Source organism: Clavibacter michiganensis subsp. tessellarius, from assembly GCF_021922985.1.
GTDB classification, from domain to species: Bacteria; Actinomycetota; Actinomycetes; order Actinomycetales; family Microbacteriaceae; genus Clavibacter; species Clavibacter tessellarius.
Genome location: NZ_CP040788.1, coordinates 706896 through 722102, shown reverse-complemented (window position 1 = coordinate 722102; position 15207 = coordinate 706896). Strand labels below are relative to the sequence as shown.

Genomic DNA, 15207 nt, shown 5'->3' with positions numbered 1-15207 from the left:
CCCGGTAAGCCATGCCTCAGCTTGCTTGCGGGCGCCGTCGGGATGCGCGAGATTGACGGCATCGTCCGCAGCCCGCGAGACCCGTCCGCCGTTCGAGGAGAACCCATGACCGACACCGTCCACGTCCCCACCAGCTCCGCCTCCGCCGACGTCGCCGCCGGGGTCGCGCAGTTCCTCAGCCCCGTCGTCGTGAACCTCCAGGCCCTCGCCGTCAACGGCAAGCAGGCCCACTGGCACGTCCGCGGCGCCAACTTCATCGGCGTGCACGAGTTCCTCGACGTGCTCGTCTCCCACGCGCAGGACTGGGCCGACACCGCCGCCGAGCGCGTCGTCGCCCTGGGCCTGCCCATCGACGCCCGCATCGAGACCGTCGCGTCCGCCACCACGACCGCGCCGCTCACCCCCGGGTTCCGCCAGTCGAGCGCCACCATCGCCGAGGTCATCGCGCAGATCGACGCGACGATGGAGCTCGTCAACCGCGCCGTGCAGGAGCTCGGCGAGATCGACGTCAACAGCCAGGACGTCGCCATCGAGATCGCCCGCGGGCTCGAGAAGGACCGCTGGTTCCTCTTCGCCCACATCAGCGAGTAGCACCCGGCACGCACCAGCCGACGGTCGAGGGGCCCGGATCCACCGTGGATCCGGGCCCCTCCGTCATGTCCGCGCCGGAACGGGCGCCGCGCCGGGATGACCGCCGCGCCCGCTCCGCCCCGGCGCCCGACGAGCCCCGGCGCGCTGGCGACGACAGCCCCGCGTCAGCGCCGCGTCACGCCTGGCAGTACGGGCACCAGTACAGCTTCCGGCCCGCGGCCTCCTCCATCACGACGTTCGTGCCGCACACCCGGCACGGCAGCCCCTCGCGGTGGTAGACCCAGTGCCGATCCGCGCGGTTGCGGAGCGCGGCCTCGAGCTTCTTCCCGCGCAGCCCGTCCATCGTCATCATCTGCCCGACCTCGACGCCCTTGCGCAGCAGCTTCGACCAGTCCTTCCAGAGGCCGCGCACGACGTCCTCGGGAACGTCCCGCCCCGGCGTGTGCGGGTTCTGCCGCGCGCGGAAGAGCAGCTCCGCGCGGTAGACGTTGCCGATGCCGCTGACGACCGACTGGTCCATGAGCAGCAGCCCGATCGCCGTGGGCTTCTTCCGCACGGTCGCCGTGAAGCGGTCCTCGGAGCGCTTGCCGCCGTCGACGAGGGGGTCGGGCCCGAGCTTGTCGATGGCCTGCCGCACCTCGCCGGGATCGGCGACGACGCAGGCGGTGGGCCCGCGGAGGTCCGCGACCGCGTGCTCGGTGAGGAGCCGGACGCGCACCTGGCCGACCGGCTCGGGCGGCCACGCCTCGGCCGAGAACGGGTCATGCACCTTCTCCTGCTCCGCCATGCGCAGGCGCGCGCGACGGGGCGCCCCGATGCTCGCGAGCGAATCCTCCGCGTCGGAGTCGACCGGGGCGTCGTCCACTCGGTCGTCGACGGGCACGTCGCCCCGCATGCCGTTCTGGCCCATCCGGTTGAGGGTCGTCACGTCGCCCGCGAAGTCCCACGCGCCGTAGAGGCCGAGGTGCACGCGAAGCCAGACGTCGCCGTCGAACTCGAGGAACATCTGCTTGCCGACGGCCTTCGCCGCGAGGAGGCGGCGGCCGTCGAGCACGGCGGCGCCCTCGGCGAACCGGCCCTGGGGCGAGGACGCCTGCACGACGTCGCCCACGAAGTGCGCCTCGAACTGCTTCGCGATCCGGTGGATCGAATGCCCCTCGGGCACGGCGGCCTAGTCGGTGACGGGGTGACCGGCGATGGCCCCCGTCGTCTCGTACTCGGCGAGCTGCGCGATGCGGCGCGCGTGCCGCTCCTCCGCGGAGAACGGCTCGGCGATGAACGCGTCGATGAACGACACGGCCTCGTCGACGGTGTGCTGGCGCGCGCCGATCGAGATCACGTTGGCGTCGTTGTGCTGGCGGGCGAGCACCGCGGTCGACAGGTTCCAGACGAGCGCCGCGCGGACGCCCACGACCTTGTTGGCCGCGATCTGCTCGCCGTTGCCGGATCCGCCGAAGACCACGCCGAGGGCGGTGGTGCCGCCGCGCTGGTCGGCGACGACCGCGCGGGCGGCGCGGATGCAGAACGACGGGTAGTCGTCGAGCGCGTCGTACGCGGTCGGGCCGTGGTCGACGACCTCGTGCCCGGCACCGGTCAGGTGCTCGGCGAGGTGCCTCGAGAAGTCGAGGCCCGCGTGGTCGGTCGCGATGTGGATGCGCATCGGGTGCACTCCTCCTGCCGCGCGTCGCGGCGTCGTGCCCGCACGGCGGGCGTGCCGCGTGCGAGGCGGCCGGCACCCGCGGGCGCCGGCCGCCGCGACCGCGACGGGAAAGGGATCAGTCGAAGATCGGGCCGACGGTGCGCGAGCGCTTGATCTCGAAGAAGCCGGGGTAGCCGGCCACGGCGACGACGCCGTCCCAGAGCTCGACGGCCTCCTCGCCCTTCGGCGCGGGCGAGATGACGGGGCCGAAGAAGGCGACGCCGTCGACCGCGATGACGGGCGTGCCCACGTCCTGTCCGACGCGCTCGATGCCGTCGAAGTGGCTGGCGCGCATCGGCTCGTCGTAGCGGTCGGTGCGGCTGGTCTCGGCGAGCTCCGCGGGGAGGCCGAGCTCGGCGAGGACCTCGGGGATCACCACGTCGGCGTCCTTCTGGTCGCGGAGGTGGATGCGCGTGCCGAGCGCGTCGTACAGCGGCTTGACGTGCTGGGCGCCGTGCTCGGCCTCGACGGCGGCGACGAGGCGCGTGAAGCGGAGCGCGCGCGGGAGGAAGGCGGCGAAGTTCGGGTCGTCGGCCTTGTCCTCGTTGAGGACGGCGAGGCTCATCACGCGCCAGGTGATGTCGAGGTCGCGGTGGCGGGCGACCTCGTCGACCCAGCGGGAGGTCATCCACGCCCACGGGCAGGAGGGGTCGAACCAGAACTCGACGGCGGTCGTGCGGGGGCTGCTCTGTACGTCGGACATGCCGCCAGCCTAGGTCAGCCGACGGAATAGGATCGGCTCCGGAAGCGGCGCCCCTCCACCCGCGGCACCCCGGTCCCCGACCGCCAGGTGCACGGCCGCACGAGGCGCGTCCGCGCGCACGGCCCCACCCACCTCACGGACGAGCAGGAGCAGCATGCCAGGAGAGAACCTCACCCGCGTCGAGGCCGAGGAGCGCGCGGCGCTCCTCGACGTGACGGAGTACGACGTGACGCTCGACCTCACCCGCGGAGCCGAGGTGTTCGGATCCACCACGACCGTGCGCTTCACCGCCACCGCCGGTGCGTCCACCTTCATCGACGCGATCACGCGCACGGTGCACGCCGTGACCCTGAACGGCCGCGAGCTCGACCCGGCCGACGTCAGCGACGGCGTCCGCATCCGCCTCGACGACCTCGCCCAGGAGAACGAGCTGACGATCGTCGCCGACGCCATGTACACGAACACGGGCGAGGGCCTGCACCGCTTCGTGGATCCCGTCGACGACGAGGTCTACCTGTACTCGCAGTTCGAGGTGCCGGACTCCCGCCGCATGTTCGCGGTGTTCGAGCAGCCCGACCTCAAGGCCGTCTTCCGCTTCACGGTCACCGCGCCGTCGCACTGGGAGGTCGTCTCCAACTCCCCCACGCCCGAGCCCACGGCCGCCGCCGACGGCGCCTCCACCTGGACCTTCGAGCCGACGCTCCGCATGTCGAGCTACATCACGGCGCTCATCGCGGGCCCCTACGGCGTCGTCCGCAGCGAGCTCACCTCGAGCGACGGCCGCACGATCCCGCTCGGCGTCTTCGCGCGCAAGTCGCTCATGGAGCACCTCGACGCCGACTACGTCTTCGAGAAGACCCGCGAGGGCTTCGCGTTCTACGAGGAGCGCTTCGCGTACCCGTACCCGTTCCCCAAGTACGACCAGCTCTTCGTCCCCGAGTTCAACGCGGGCGCGATGGAGAACGCGGGCGCCGTCACGTTCGTCGAGAGCTACGTCTTCCGCTCCAAGGTCACCGACGCCGTGAAGGAGCGCCGGGTCACGACGATCCTGCACGAGCTCGCGCACATGTGGTTCGGCGACCTCGTCACCATGAAGTGGTGGGACGACCTGTGGCTCAACGAGTCCTTCGCCACCTACATCTCCACGCTGGCGACCGCCGAGGGCACCGAGTGGACGGGCGCCTGGACCACGTTCAACGCCGGCGAGAAGTCCTGGGCGTACAACCAGGACCAGCTCCCGAGCACGCACCCCGTCTACGCGACCATCAACGACCTGGAGGACGTGCAGGTCAACTTCGACGGCATCACGTACGCCAAGGGCGCCTCCGTGCTCCGCCAGCTGGTGGCCTACGTCGGCCAGGACGAGTTCCTCGCGGGCGTCGCCGCGTACTTCCAGCGCCACGCGTTCGGCAACTCGACGCTCCGCGACTTCACCCGGGAGCTCGAGGGCACGAGCGGCCGCGACCTCGAGCGATGGACCGACCTGTGGCTGAAGACCTCGGGCGTGAACACCCTGCGTCCCGAGATCGAGACGGACGAGGACGGCGTCATCACGTCGTTCGCCGTGCTGCAGGAGGCCGCGGAGGACTACCCGACGCTCCGGCCGCACCGCCTCGCGATCGGCTTCTACGAGCTCCGCGACGCGCACCTGGTCCGCACGGAGCGCTTCGAGCTCGACGTGGACGGCGACCGCACCGAGGTCGCCGAGCTCGTCGGCCGCCAGCGCCCGGCGCTCGTGCTGCTCAACGACGACGACCTCACCTACGCGAAGGTCCGCCTCGATGCCGCCTCGCTCGAGGTCGCGATGCGCCACCTGGCCGCGTTCGAGGACTCGCTCGCCCGCTCGCTCGTCTTCGCCTCGGTGTGGGACGCGACGCGCGACGGCGAGATCCGCGCCCGCGACTACGCGCGCCTGGTGCTCGACAACGTCGCCACCGAGGACGAGTCCACGGCGCTCCGGTACGCCCTCGCGCAGCTCACCACGGCCGCCGCGTCGTACTCGGCCCCGGACCACCGGGACGAGCTGCTCGCGACGGTCGCCACCGAGCTGTGGGCGCTCACCGCGCAGGCCGCGCCCGGATCCGACAACCAGTTCCAGTTCCTGCGCACCTTCGCGCAGGTGGCGGCCGAGCCCGCGCAGCTGGACCACGTGCAGGCGCTCCTCGACGGCACCGAGACGCTCGAGGGCGTCGAGATCGACGCGGACCTCCGGTGGGAGCTCCTGACCGCGCTCGTCGCGGGCGGTCGCGCCGGCACCGCCGAGATCGACGCGGCCCTCGAGGCCGACCGCACGGCGACCGGCGCCCAGTCTGCCGCCCAGGCGCGCGCCGCGCTCCCCACCGCGGAGGGCAAGCGCGCCGCGTGGGCCTCCGTGTGGGAGGCCGACACCGAGCCGAACACGATCGTCCGCACCACGGGCCTCGGCTTCCGCCGGGCGGCCGACACGGAGCTCCTGCGTCCGTACGTCGGCGCCTACTTCGACGCGCTGCAGGGCGTGTGGGAGTCGCGCAGCTACGCGATCGCCGCGGCGCTCATCGGCGGCTTCTACCCGTCGCCGCTCGCCGACGCCGAGCTGCGCGACGCGACCGTCGCCTGGCTCGACGCGAACCCCGAGCCGCCGGCGCTCCGCCGCCTCGTCAGCGAGCTGCTGTCGGGCGTGGAGCGGGCGCTCCGCGCGCAGGCGAAGGACGCCGAGTAGCACCACCGGCACGAGGGGAGGGGGCGGTCGCGCACGCGGCCGCCCCCTCCCGCGTCCCGCCCCATCGCCCTCCGCGACCCGTGCGCACCCAGGACCGGCCCGGCCCCCGCCGGTACACTCGGGCGGATGACCACCCCTCTCCTCCTCCCCCTCGGAAGCGCGTCGCGATGGACCTGAGCATGGTGTGCTGCGGCGACGGCTCGTTCTTCTCCACGTGGGGCGACCTCATCAAGGTCGTCTCCTACATCGCCGGCGGCCTCCTGCTCCGGCTGATCCTCCTCGTGGTGATCCGGCAGACCGTCGACCGGATCGTGTCGGGCGTCAAGAAGCGGCAGAACGTCGACGACACCCAGTCCATCCAGGCGTCTCCCCTCACGGCCGTCCGCGTGGTCCAGAGGACCCGCACCCTCGGCAGCGTGCTCAGCAACATCACCACGGTCGTGATCGTGGTCATCGTCATCGCGAGCGTGCTCTCCGTCGTCGCCCCCGATGTCACGAGCTCGCTCGCCCTCCTCACCGCCGCGCTCGGCGCGGGCCTCGGCTTCGGCGCGCAGAACATCGTGAAGGACATCCTCAACGGCCTGTTCATGGTCGTGGAGGACCAGCTCGGCGTCGGCGACGTGGTCGACGTGGGTCCCGCGACGGGCGTCGTGGAGACCGTCGGCATCCGCATCACGACCCTCCGCGACGTCAACGGCACGCTCTGGTTCGTGCGCAACGGCGAGATCCTGCGCGTCGGCAACATGTCGCAGGGCTGGGCGCGCGTGGTCATCGACCTCGCCGTCCCCTACGACACCGACGTGCAGGCCGTGCAGGAGCGCATGCTCGCCACCGCCACCGAGCTCGCGACCACGCCCAAGTGGCGCTCGCGCATCGTCGAGAAGCCGGAGCTCTGGGGCATCGAGTCGATCTCGGAGTCGGCCGTGGTGATCCGCATCGTCGTGAAGACCCGCAGCAACGCCCGGGACGACGTGTCCCGCGAGCTCCGCGGGCGCCTCAAGGGCGCCCTCGACCAGATGGGCGTGACCCTGCCGTCGCTGTCCGCGGTCGTCCTCACGGGGTTCGACAGCGCCGCGAGCGTCGGCGGCGCGCACCCGCCGCGCACCGTCCCGACCCCCGTGCAGCAGCCGGAGGCGCCCGCGCCGAAGAAGCGCGCCGCCCGCAAGGCGGCCCAGCGACCGACGACCGCGTCGGAGGCCCCGGCATCGCCGGTCGTCCGCGGCGCGGCCGGCTCCCGCCCCGACCCGCGCGCGACCCAGATGATCCCCGCGCAGGACCCCGCGCCCGCGAGCCACCCGGACGACGAGGACGAGGTCACGGCCACCTGGACGGTGCTGCCCGAGGACCCGGAGCCCGCCGACGACGCGCCCGCAGACGCCGCGCCGCCGAAGCCGCCGCGTGCTCCCCGGGCCCCGCGGAAGCCCACGACTCCGCCCGAGGGATCCTGATGGCCGACCTGCTCGCGAGCTCCTTCTACGACGACGTCGGCGGCCGCCCCACCTTCGAGAAGCTCGTCCGCGAGTTCTACCGCGGGGTGGCCGAGGACCCGGTGCTCGTCGCGATGTACCCGGAGGAGGACCTCGAGGGCGCCATCCAACGCCTCACCGGGTTCCTCGAGCAGTACTGGGGCGGGCCCACGACGTACAGCGAGGAGCGCGGGCATCCGCGGCTCCGGATGCGGCACATACCCTTCCGCGTCAACCCGGACGCCCGCGACCGCTGGCTCGCGCACATGCGCGTCGCGGTCGACTCGCTCGACCTGTCGCCCCTGCACGAGGCCCAGCTCTGGGACTACCTGGAGCGCGCCGCCCACGCGATGGTGAACACGTTCGAGGAGTCCTGAGCGCCTCCCGTCGAGCGGTCGGCGACGGGAGGCGGCGACCGGCTCGACCCGCTCCTAGAGCCGGCGGATGAGCACGTGCCCACGCGCCGTCGTGAGGCGCGTCCACGGACCGGTGCGGAGGACGGCGACGGGCGGCTCCTCGTCGTCGGCGACGGCGTCGGGCGCGGGATCCGGACCGAGGAAGCCGAGGCTGTAGGCCGCGAACGCGCCCCCGGCGGGCACGTCGGGCGCGCCTTCCACGGGCCGGCCCCAGACCTCGCCGCGCACGCGCGAGACGATCTGCTCGCCGATCCCCGTGGGCACGGCCGCCGCGACCTCGTCGATGCCGGCCCGCGCGGCGGCGCGCAGGGCGGCGGCGGGCACGTCGGCGACGCGCTCCCATCCGGAGCGGGGCGGCGAGATCCCGGCCCAGGGCGCGGTGGCGGTGTCCGGCGGCACGAGGACGCCCACGGGCTCGCCGGGCGAGCCGGTGGCGGGCCCCTCGAGCCGCGCGAGCCGGTCGAGCAGGGCGCGGATCGGGACCACGCTGTCGACGGGCGCCTGCGTCTCCGCGGCGAACGTGCGGAGGCCGAGGACGGTGGGCGCGCGGTCGAGGAGGCCGGCCGGCTGCAGCACCGAGGTGTACACGGCGAGCACTCCCCCGGATCCGATGAGCCGCACGGCCCCGTCGTCGACGCGGGCGGAGCGCCCGAGGAAGGTCTGCAGATCGCCGAGGGCGAGGGCGTCCCGGAGGGCGAAGGAGGGCGTCATGGCCTGTCTAAGCTACTGGATGCACCCGGGCGGCCCGCCCGGCAGCCCGGCCGCCCGAGGCCGGCCCGTACGGCGGAGGACCCATGACCGACCACGCATCCGACACCCCCGACGACGGCCCGCTCGCCGGCCTCCTCACCGCGCTCGACCTCACGGACACCGGCGCCCGCACCAGCGAGGACATCTCCACCGGCCCCTCGCAGTGGATGCCCATGGGCCGCGTCTTCGGCGGCCAGGTGCTCGCGCAGTCGCTCGTCGCCGCCATGCGCACGACCGAGCCCGACCGCCGCCCGCACAGCATGCACGGCTACTTCCTCCGCCCCGGAGACGTCACGAAGCCCATCACCTTCTCCGTGGACCGCATCCACGACGGCCGCTCGTTCTCCACGCGGCGCACGCAGGCGTACCAGGACGGTCGCCCGATCCTCTCGATGATCGCCTCGTTCCAGGACTCCGACGAGGGCCTCGAGCACCAGGCCCCGATGCCGGAGGGCATCCCGGAGCCCGAGTCGCTGCCGAGCGCGCGCGACGTGCTGTCGCGCATCGACCACCCCGTCGCCGCGCACTGGGCGAACGACCGGCCCTTCGACATGCGCCACGTCGAGCAGCCCGTCTACTTCGGCGCCGCGGAGGAGCGCGTCGCGCATCAGGCGGTGTGGATCCGCGCCATCGGCCGCCTGCCCGACGACCCGGCCGTGCACCTCGCGTCCCTCGCCTACGCGAGCGACTACTCGATCCTCGAGTCCATCTACCGCCGGCACGGCCTCTCGTGGGCGACGCCCGGCATCAACGCCGCGAGCCTCGACCACGCGATGTGGTTCCACCGCTTCGGCCGCGCCGACGAGTGGATGCTCTACGTGCAGGAGTCGACGAGCGCGCAGGGCGGACGCGGCCTCTCCCTCGGACGCATCTACTCGCGCGACGGCGTGCTGCTCGCGAGCGTCGCCCAGGAGGGCATGGTGCGCGTCCCCGCCGAGGCGCGCGGCTGACCCGCGTGCCCCGCGCCGCCCGCGTCCCCGCCGAGGCGCACGGCTGACCCGCGTGCCCCGCGTCGCCCGCGTCAGCCGCGTCGGCTGAAGGCCACGGGCTCCTCGACGTACGCGCTCCATGCCGCGCGCTCGTCATCGGTGATGCGGCGCGGTCGACCGGTCCCCGCGTCGACGAGCACGATCGTCGTGGAGGCGCGCGCGTAGAGCGCGGACGGCTCGACGCCCGCGGGCGTGCGCAGCTCGTAGCACGCCTCGAAGCTGGACCCGCCGAGCCGCCCCAGCCACACCTGCACGTCGAGCGGACGCCGCCCGTAGGAGATCGGCAGCAGGTACTCGACCTCCTGACGGGCGATGAGGGTCATGGTCGCCGCGCCCGCCGACGCGTCGATGAGCGCGAGCCCCGCGTCCTCGCCGTCGTCGTCGCCGTCGCTCCGCCAGAAGGCGCGGACGCGCGCCTCCTCCAGCAGCCGGAGGACCTCCACGTTGTTCACGTGGTCGTAGGCGTCGAGGTCGGCCCACCGCAGGTGGACCGGGACGTGGACCCGGGTCACCGGCTCAGTCGCGCGTCAGCTTGCGGTACGCGGAGCGGTGCGGCTTCGCGGCGTCCGCGCCGAGGCGCTCGATCTTGTTCTGCTCGTACGACTCGAAGTTGCCCTCGAACCAGTACCAGTTCGCGGGGTCCTCCTCGGTGCCCTCGTAGGACAGGATGTGCGTCGCGATCCGGTCGAGGAACCACCGGTCGTGGGTGATGACCACGGCGCAGCCGGGGAACTCGAGCAGCGCGTTCTCGAGGCTGCCGAGCGTCTCGACGTCCAGGTCGTTGGTGGGCTCGTCGAGCAGCAGCAGGTTGCCGCCCTGCTTGAGCGTCAGCGCGAGGTTCAGGCGGTTGCGCTCTCCACCGGAGAGGATGCCCGCCTTCTTCTGCTGGTCCGGCCCCTTGAACCCGAAGGTGGAGACGTAGGCGCGCGCGGGCACCTCCTGCTTGCCGACCTGGATGTAGTCCTGGCCGTCGGAGACGACCTCGAACAGCGACTTCTCCGGGTCGATGCCGCCGCGGCTCTGGTCGACGTAGGAGATGTCGACCGTGTCGCCGACCTTCAGCTCGCCGGAGTCGAGCGGCTCGAAGCCCACGATGGTCTTGAACAGCGTGGTCTTGCCGACGCCGTTCGGGCCGATGACGCCGACGATGCCGTTGCGCGGCAGCGTGAACGAGAGGTCGTCGATGAGGACCCGCTCGCCGAACTGCTTGTGCAGCTTGTTCGCGTCGATGACCTGCGAGCCCAGGCGCGGGCCCACGGGGATCTGGATCTCCTCGAAGTCCAGCTTCCTCGTGCGCTCCGCCTCGGTCACCATCTCCTCGTAGCGGGCGAGGCGCGCCTTGGACTTCGCCTGGCGGCCCTTCGCGTTGCTGCGGACCCAGTCGAGCTCCTCGGCGAGGCGCTTGGAGAGCTTCGCGTCCTTCTTGCCCTGGACGCTGAGGCGCTCCTGCTTCTTCTCGAGGTACGTCGAGTAGTTGCCCTCGTACGGGTAGAGGCGCCCGCGGTCGACCTCGGCGATCCACTCGGCCACGTGGTCGAGGAAGTACCGGTCGTGGGTCACGGCGAGGACGGCGCCCGGGTACTTGGACAGGTGCTGCTCGAGCCAGAGCACGCTCTCGGCGTCGAGGTGGTTGGTGGGCTCGTCGAGGAGGAGCAGGTCGGGCTTCTGGAGCAGGAGCTTGCAGAGCGCCACGCGGCGCTTCTCGCCGCCGGAGAGGTTCGCGACCGAGGCGTCGCCCGGCGGCGTGCGCAGCGCGTCCATCGCCTGCTCGAGCTGCGAGTCGAGCTCCCAGCCGTCGGCGGCGTCGATGGCCTCCTGGAGCGTGCCCATCTCGGCGAGGAGCGTGTCGAAGTCGGCGTCGGGCTCGGCCATGGCCGCGGCGATCTCGTTGTAGCGGTCGACCTGCGCCTTCAGCGGGCCGACGCCCTCCTGGACGTTCTCGAGGACGGTCTTCGACTCGTCGAGCTCGGGCTCCTGCATGAGGATGCCGACCGAGTAGCCGGGCGACAGCTTGGCCTCGCCGTTGCTCGGGGTGTCGAGGCCCGCCATGATCTTGAGGATCGTGGACTTGCCCGCGCCGTTCGGTCCGACGACGCCGATCTTGGCGCCCGGGATGAACGACATCGTGACGTCGTCGAGGATCAGCTTGTCGCCGACCGACTTCCGGGCGCGGACCATCGAGTAGATGTATTCAGCCATGGGTCGAGTCTATTCAGTGCCGCGCACGCCCGGACGCCGACCAGCCGTCCGTCGGGGCCCGGCCGGGCACGGGTCACCAGTCGATGGCGCGCGTCTGCCCCACCAGGCAGCGGCCGGAGGACAGCGCCGGCTCCACGTGCGCGGAGAAGCCGTCCTGCGCGCGCTGGCCGATGAGGCAGCCGTCGCCCAGGCGCACGGCCACGAGGATCGAGTCGACGGAGTTGCCGAGCGGCGTCGCGTCCGCCGTGACCTCCATCTTGTCCTTCGGGAACCCGACGCCGACGAGCGCGTCGACCATCGCGCGGCCCTTCGCGTTCGGATCCGCGGAGACGACCCCGCCCGCCGTCGCCTCGAAGGCCGGCAGGTTGGCCTCGGCCGTGCCCGCCGGGTCCACGGGCGCCGTGGTGGGGGCGGCGGACGCGGCGGCGTCGGGGGACGCGGACCCCGCCGTCGCCGGGGCCGTCGGCTGCGTCGGCGACGGCGTCTGCGTGCAGCCGCTCAGGACGAGCGCGGCGAGGAGCGCGGGTGCGACGAGGGCGCCGATGCGGCCCCTCACGCGACGTGCTCGTCCGGCCGGGCGGTCGCGCCCGCCGCGGGTGCGTCGGGGGCCGGGGGGATGGCCAGGTCGTCGCCGCGGGCGCTCCCCCGGCCGTCGAGGGGGGAGGAAGCGGTCATGGTGGTGAGGATATCGCGGGCGATGGCCTCGAGCTGAGCGGTCTGCTCGGCGCTCAGCGGGTCGAACACCGTGTGCAGCACCTCCTCGGCGTGCCCGGGGGCGGCGGCCGCCAGCGTGCCGCGGCCCTCGTCCGTGAGCTCCGCGAGGAGGCTCCGGCCGTCGCGCGACGACGGGACCCGGCGGACCCAGCCGAGCTGCTCGAGCCGGGTCACGGCGTGCGACGTGCGGCTCGCGGACGCCTGCAGGGCCCGCGCGAGCACGGACATGGGCAGCGCGTTGCCCTCGGCCTCGGACAGCCGGACGAGGATCATGTAGTACGCGTGCGGCATGCCGGCGTCGCGCACCAGCTGCCGTTCGATGCGCTCGCTGACGTGGTTGAGCGCGACGATGACGGTCCGCCAGGCGCGCTGCTGATCCGGCTCGAGCCACCGGGGGGATCCGCTCATGCTGCGATCCTAGGGCGCCTCGCCCGGGGTCTCCGCGGGTGCGACCCGCGCCGCCTCCGCACGGCGAGGAGCGTCGCCTCCATCTCGACGGCGTCGTCGCCCGGACGTCCCCCTCGGCGGGCGCGCAGGACCCCGCGCACGACGACCTCGTCGCCCGCGTGGAGCGACCGGACGGCATCCGCTGCCCCCGCGCCCGCGCACGTGACGATCACGCCGCCCACGTGGAGGGCGGCCACCTCCCAGCCCTCCGCCGTGCGGATGCCGCGGGCGGCACCGCCGAGCCGCCCGCGCAACAGGGCATGCGGCATCCCCCCGCCGTCGCCGACCGTCGTCCCGTCCGCCGTGCCCGTTCCGCGCATGCCGCCTCCCCCGGCGGCACCGTGCCGCGGTCGCATCGTGCACGATCCCGGGCATGCCGACGAGAGCGGGTCCCGGGGACGGCGGATGCGCGCGTCCGCCCCCGCTGGGGAGGAGCCGCGGGCGGCTCAGTGCGCGGAGAACTCCACGTCGCCGCCCTGCCCCGCCCGGAGCGCGGACTTCGCGATCTCCAGCGACGGGTACGTGCCGGCGACGACGCCGCGGTGCAGCGGCCGCACCTCGTACCCGTCGTCGTGCGAGTGGATGGAGGCGAGCGCCCCCGTGGCCCCGAAGGCCACCCAGGTCTTGCCCGCGGTGCGCGGCAGGCCGGTCGTGCTCGTGTTCGTGGTCATCGACATCGTCGTCGCCTCTCCTCGCCGGGCTCCGTCGCCCGGACGTGCCGATGGTACGCCGACGCCCCGCGGCCGTACAGGCCGCGGGGCGTCGGGGAGGGTGGGTCAGGCCGCGCGCACGTACTGCGCGAACGACTTGCGCACCTTGTTGACCTTGGGCACGGCGACCGCGTTGCAGTAGCCCTGGCCCGGGTTCTTCGCGAAGAAGTCCTGGTGGTAGTCCTCCGCGTCGTACCAGGTGCCGACCGGCTCGATCGTGGTGACGGCGGTGCCGTCCCACAGCTCGCCGGCGCGGGAGATGGCGTCGCGGAACAGCTGCTCCTGCTCGGCGTCCGCGGGGAACATGGCCGACCGGTACTGGGTGCCGACGTCGGCGCCCTGCCGGTTGAGCTGGCGCGGGTCGTGCAGCGTGAAGAACACGTCGAGGATGACGTCGGCGGGGATGACCTCCTCGTCGAAGACCACCTTCACCGCCTCGGCGTGCCCGGTCGCGCCCGTGCACACGGCGTCGTAGGAGGGGTGGGCGGTGTGTCCGCCGATGTAGCCGGAGATGACGTCCTGGACGCCGTCGAGCGTGCGGTAGACCGCATCGAGGCACCAGAAGCAGCCGCCGGCGAGGATGAATGTCTGCATGAGAGATGAACCTACTTCCCGTCGCCGCGCGCGAGGTCCGCACGGGTCGACATGGGAGGGAACCGTCATCGGACGCCGCCCATTCCTGCCGGCCGCGATGTCGGTGGTCCCCCGTAGCTTCGGGGACATCGAGACACCGCCGGGCCGGCGGCACGCGGACGGAGGACACCATGCCCAGCATCACCTACACCCCCCTGTCGCGCTCGGCGGCCCAGGTGCGCGAGCTGCACGACGGGCTCCTGCGCGTCACCCGTCCGGACGGCGCCGTGCTCGGCTACGTCGAGCGGATGCACGAGCCGCAGGGCGAGCGCTTCCGCGCCAAGCGCCTCCGCCGGGACGCGCAGGGGTTCGTCCCCCTCGGTGACTTCTGGGCCCTCCAGGACGCCGTCGACTGCCTCCGGTTCTGATCCGCTGCGCGTCGGCATGCCGAGGCCGCGACGCGCCCGCCTCGCCTCCCCGGCGACGGCCGGAGCCCGGGGTACGGTCACCGCATGCAGTGGTGGAATGATCTCCTCGATGCCCTCGCGTCCGAGCGGGGCACGCAGCTCCTCTCGAGCGTCATCGTCCCCTTCGTGGCCATCGTGGTGGCCGGCGTGCTCGCCGCCCTCATCGCGCGCGGAGCCACGCAGCGGGTCCTCACGCGCCACGACCGGGAGGTGAAGGCGGCCGCCATCGGCGCGCTGGTCGACGCGGCGCGTCAGGCCTCCGTGTGGGACGGCCTCACGCCGCAGGAGCGCGTGCTCGCCGATCGCGCCGCCGGCGAGGCCGACATCCGCATCCGCCTCATGCCGGTCAAGGGCGCCGCGACCGCGGCCACGTGGGCGGCGCACGAGATCACGGAGTTCAAGCGCGGCAGCGGCAGCTTCGGGTTCCAGTTCGACACGCAGCTCGCCGAGTTCCGCGACCGCATCGTGGAGTGGCAGCACCACCCGGGCCGCGCCCGCAAGATCTTCCAGGGCGACATCGCCCGCTGGCAGTTCGAGGACGACTCGCCCGCGACGGACGCTCCGGCTCCCCGGGCGCCCGAGCCCTCCCCCGGCATCGCCGCGGTCCCCGTCCCCTGGCGCCCCGGCACCGACGACCAGCAGGCCGCCGAGCGACGCGTCGAGTCCCCCGACGAGCAGTACAGCCCGCCTGTCCCCTCGTCGTCCGCCGCGAACTCCCGCGCCGCGGAGGCCGAGCGCCGCTGATCCTCGGCCTCGCGCGACGACGCCCCGCACCTCGATGAGGT

Annotated in this window: 17 protein-coding genes; 7 read left to right on the top strand and 10 right to left on the bottom strand. The window is 73.1% G+C overall.

Going from position 1 to position 15207, the window contains the following annotated elements; translation table 11 throughout:
- The first annotated feature begins 105 nt into the window (after positions 1-105).
- The gene (locus FGG90_RS03325) at positions 106-591 is read left to right on the top strand and encodes a Dps family protein (RefSeq protein WP_094130500.1); all 486 of its coding nucleotides are present in this window, start codon (positions 106-108) and stop codon (positions 589-591) included.
- A gap of 175 nt (positions 592-766) precedes the next feature.
- Here FGG90_RS03325 and FGG90_RS03320 read toward each other — a convergent pair whose 3' ends face one another.
- The 3 genes from FGG90_RS03320 to FGG90_RS03310 form a co-directional block, all read right to left on the bottom strand.
- Entirely contained in the window at positions 767-1756 is a 990-nt protein-coding gene (locus FGG90_RS03320) for an Fpg/Nei family DNA glycosylase (protein WP_094130502.1), read from the bottom strand.
- A 6-nt stretch (positions 1757-1762) separates the two neighbouring features.
- Positions 1763-2251 carry a ribose-5-phosphate isomerase gene (locus tag FGG90_RS03315; protein WP_094130504.1) on the bottom strand — a complete coding sequence of 163 codons (489 nt, stop codon included), beginning with the start codon at positions 2249-2251 and terminating at the stop codon, positions 1763-1765.
- 115 nt (positions 2252-2366) lie between these two features.
- Complete coding sequence (locus FGG90_RS03310) at positions 2367-2993, bottom strand: mycothiol-dependent nitroreductase Rv2466c family protein (RefSeq protein ID WP_094130506.1); 627 nt, start codon at positions 2991-2993, stop codon at positions 2367-2369.
- Positions 2994-3147: 154 nt separating this feature from the next.
- Between FGG90_RS03310 and pepN the strand changes: the two genes are divergently transcribed.
- The 3 genes from pepN to FGG90_RS03295 all read left to right on the top strand — a co-directional run bounded on the left by pepN (position 3148) and on the right by FGG90_RS03295 (position 7534).
- On the top strand, positions 3148-5691 hold the full coding sequence (pepN, locus tag FGG90_RS03305; RefSeq protein WP_094130508.1) for an aminopeptidase N: 2544 nt from the start codon (positions 3148-3150) through the stop codon (positions 5689-5691).
- Positions 5692-5858: 167 nt separating this feature from the next.
- Positions 5859-7139, top strand: a complete 1281-nt coding sequence (locus FGG90_RS03300) for a mechanosensitive ion channel family protein (protein WP_094130510.1) — start codon at positions 5859-5861, stop codon at positions 7137-7139.
- On the top strand, positions 7139-7534 hold the full coding sequence (locus FGG90_RS03295) for a globin (protein ID WP_094130512.1): 396 nt from the start codon (positions 7139-7141) through the stop codon (positions 7532-7534). The genes FGG90_RS03300 and FGG90_RS03295 overlap by 1 nt, the downstream gene beginning before the upstream one ends.
- Before the next feature lie 54 nt (positions 7535-7588).
- Here FGG90_RS03295 and FGG90_RS03290 read toward each other — a convergent pair whose 3' ends face one another.
- A complete protein-coding gene (locus FGG90_RS03290) occupies positions 7589-8284 on the bottom strand; it encodes a hypothetical protein (protein WP_094130514.1) in 696 nt (231 codons plus the stop codon).
- Positions 8285-8367: 83 nt separating this feature from the next.
- Between FGG90_RS03290 and FGG90_RS03285 the strand changes: the two genes are divergently transcribed.
- Positions 8368-9273 carry an acyl-CoA thioesterase gene (locus FGG90_RS03285; RefSeq protein ID WP_094130515.1) on the top strand — a complete coding sequence of 302 codons (906 nt, stop codon included), beginning with the start codon at positions 8368-8370 and terminating at the stop codon, positions 9271-9273.
- A 71-nt stretch (positions 9274-9344) separates the two neighbouring features.
- On the opposite strand, the gene FGG90_RS03280 is transcribed toward FGG90_RS03285, so the two are convergent.
- The 6 genes from FGG90_RS03280 to msrA all read right to left on the bottom strand — a co-directional run bounded on the left by FGG90_RS03280 (position 9345) and on the right by msrA (position 13976).
- Complete coding sequence (locus tag FGG90_RS03280; protein WP_094130517.1) at positions 9345-9824, bottom strand: acyl-CoA thioesterase; 480 nt, start codon at positions 9822-9824, stop codon at positions 9345-9347.
- A 4-nt stretch (positions 9825-9828) separates the two neighbouring features.
- The gene (ettA, locus tag FGG90_RS03275) at positions 9829-11511 is read right to left on the bottom strand and encodes an energy-dependent translational throttle protein EttA (protein ID WP_094130519.1); all 1683 of its coding nucleotides are present in this window, start codon (positions 11509-11511) and stop codon (positions 9829-9831) included.
- Positions 11512-11584: 73 nt separating this feature from the next.
- Positions 11585-12067 (bottom strand): DUF6993 domain-containing protein, encoded by a 483-nt coding sequence (locus FGG90_RS03270; protein ID WP_094130521.1) that lies wholly within the window; start codon positions 12065-12067, stop codon positions 11585-11587.
- Positions 12064-12633, bottom strand: coding sequence for a MarR family winged helix-turn-helix transcriptional regulator (locus FGG90_RS03265; protein WP_094130523.1), 570 nt, complete (start codon positions 12631-12633; stop codon positions 12064-12066). The genes FGG90_RS03270 and FGG90_RS03265 overlap by 4 nt, the downstream gene beginning before the upstream one ends.
- Positions 12634-13118: 485 nt before the next feature.
- A complete protein-coding gene (locus FGG90_RS03260; RefSeq protein ID WP_237583508.1) occupies positions 13119-13343 on the bottom strand; it encodes a hypothetical protein in 225 nt (74 codons plus the stop codon).
- A 105-nt stretch (positions 13344-13448) separates the two neighbouring features.
- On the bottom strand, positions 13449-13976 hold the full coding sequence (msrA, locus tag FGG90_RS03255) for a peptide-methionine (S)-S-oxide reductase MsrA (RefSeq protein ID WP_043587182.1): 528 nt from the start codon (positions 13974-13976) through the stop codon (positions 13449-13451).
- A gap of 170 nt (positions 13977-14146) precedes the next feature.
- Between msrA and FGG90_RS03250 the strand changes: the two genes are divergently transcribed.
- Both FGG90_RS03250 and FGG90_RS03245 read left to right on the top strand, forming a co-directional pair.
- The gene (locus FGG90_RS03250; RefSeq protein ID WP_094130529.1) at positions 14147-14383 is read left to right on the top strand and encodes a hypothetical protein; all 237 of its coding nucleotides are present in this window, start codon (positions 14147-14149) and stop codon (positions 14381-14383) included.
- A gap of 84 nt (positions 14384-14467) precedes the next feature.
- Complete coding sequence (locus FGG90_RS03245) at positions 14468-15166, top strand: hypothetical protein (RefSeq protein ID WP_094130531.1); 699 nt, start codon at positions 14468-14470, stop codon at positions 15164-15166.
- Positions 15167-15207 lie beyond the last annotated feature (41 nt).

What these genes read in the sequence shown, in the direction of transcription:
- FGG90_RS03310 (WP_094130506.1), bottom strand. Translation starts at nt 2,993, where the DNA reads ATGTCCGACGTACAGAGCAGCCCCCGCACGACCGCCGTCGAGTTCTGG.
- FGG90_RS03315 (WP_094130504.1), bottom strand. Translation starts at nt 2,251, where the DNA reads ATGCGCATCCACATCGCGACCGACCACGCGGGCCTCGACTTCTCGAGG.
- FGG90_RS03285 (WP_094130515.1), top strand. Translation starts at nt 8,368, where the DNA reads ATGACCGACCACGCATCCGACACCCCCGACGACGGCCCGCTCGCCGGC.
- FGG90_RS03265 (WP_094130523.1), bottom strand. Translation starts at nt 12,633, where the DNA reads ATGAGCGGATCCCCCCGGTGGCTCGAGCCGGATCAGCAGCGCGCCTGG.
- FGG90_RS03325 (WP_094130500.1), top strand. Translation starts at nt 106, where the DNA reads ATGACCGACACCGTCCACGTCCCCACCAGCTCCGCCTCCGCCGACGTC.
- FGG90_RS03260 (WP_237583508.1), bottom strand. Translation starts at nt 13,343, where the DNA reads ATGACCACGAACACGAGCACGACCGGCCTGCCGCGCACCGCGGGCAAG.
- pepN (WP_094130508.1), top strand. Translation starts at nt 3,148, where the DNA reads ATGCCAGGAGAGAACCTCACCCGCGTCGAGGCCGAGGAGCGCGCGGCG.
- FGG90_RS03290 (WP_094130514.1), bottom strand. Translation starts at nt 8,284, where the DNA reads ATGACGCCCTCCTTCGCCCTCCGGGACGCCCTCGCCCTCGGCGATCTG.
- FGG90_RS03245 (WP_094130531.1), top strand. Translation starts at nt 14,468, where the DNA reads ATGCAGTGGTGGAATGATCTCCTCGATGCCCTCGCGTCCGAGCGGGGC.
- ettA (WP_094130519.1), bottom strand. Translation starts at nt 11,511, where the DNA reads ATGGCTGAATACATCTACTCGATGGTCCGCGCCCGGAAGTCGGTCGGC.
- FGG90_RS03295 (WP_094130512.1), top strand. Translation starts at nt 7,139, where the DNA reads ATGGCCGACCTGCTCGCGAGCTCCTTCTACGACGACGTCGGCGGCCGC.
- msrA (WP_043587182.1), bottom strand. Translation starts at nt 13,976, where the DNA reads ATGCAGACATTCATCCTCGCCGGCGGCTGCTTCTGGTGCCTCGATGCG.
- FGG90_RS03300 (WP_094130510.1), top strand. Translation starts at nt 5,859, where the DNA reads ATGGACCTGAGCATGGTGTGCTGCGGCGACGGCTCGTTCTTCTCCACG.
- FGG90_RS03250 (WP_094130529.1), top strand. Translation starts at nt 14,147, where the DNA reads ATGCCCAGCATCACCTACACCCCCCTGTCGCGCTCGGCGGCCCAGGTG.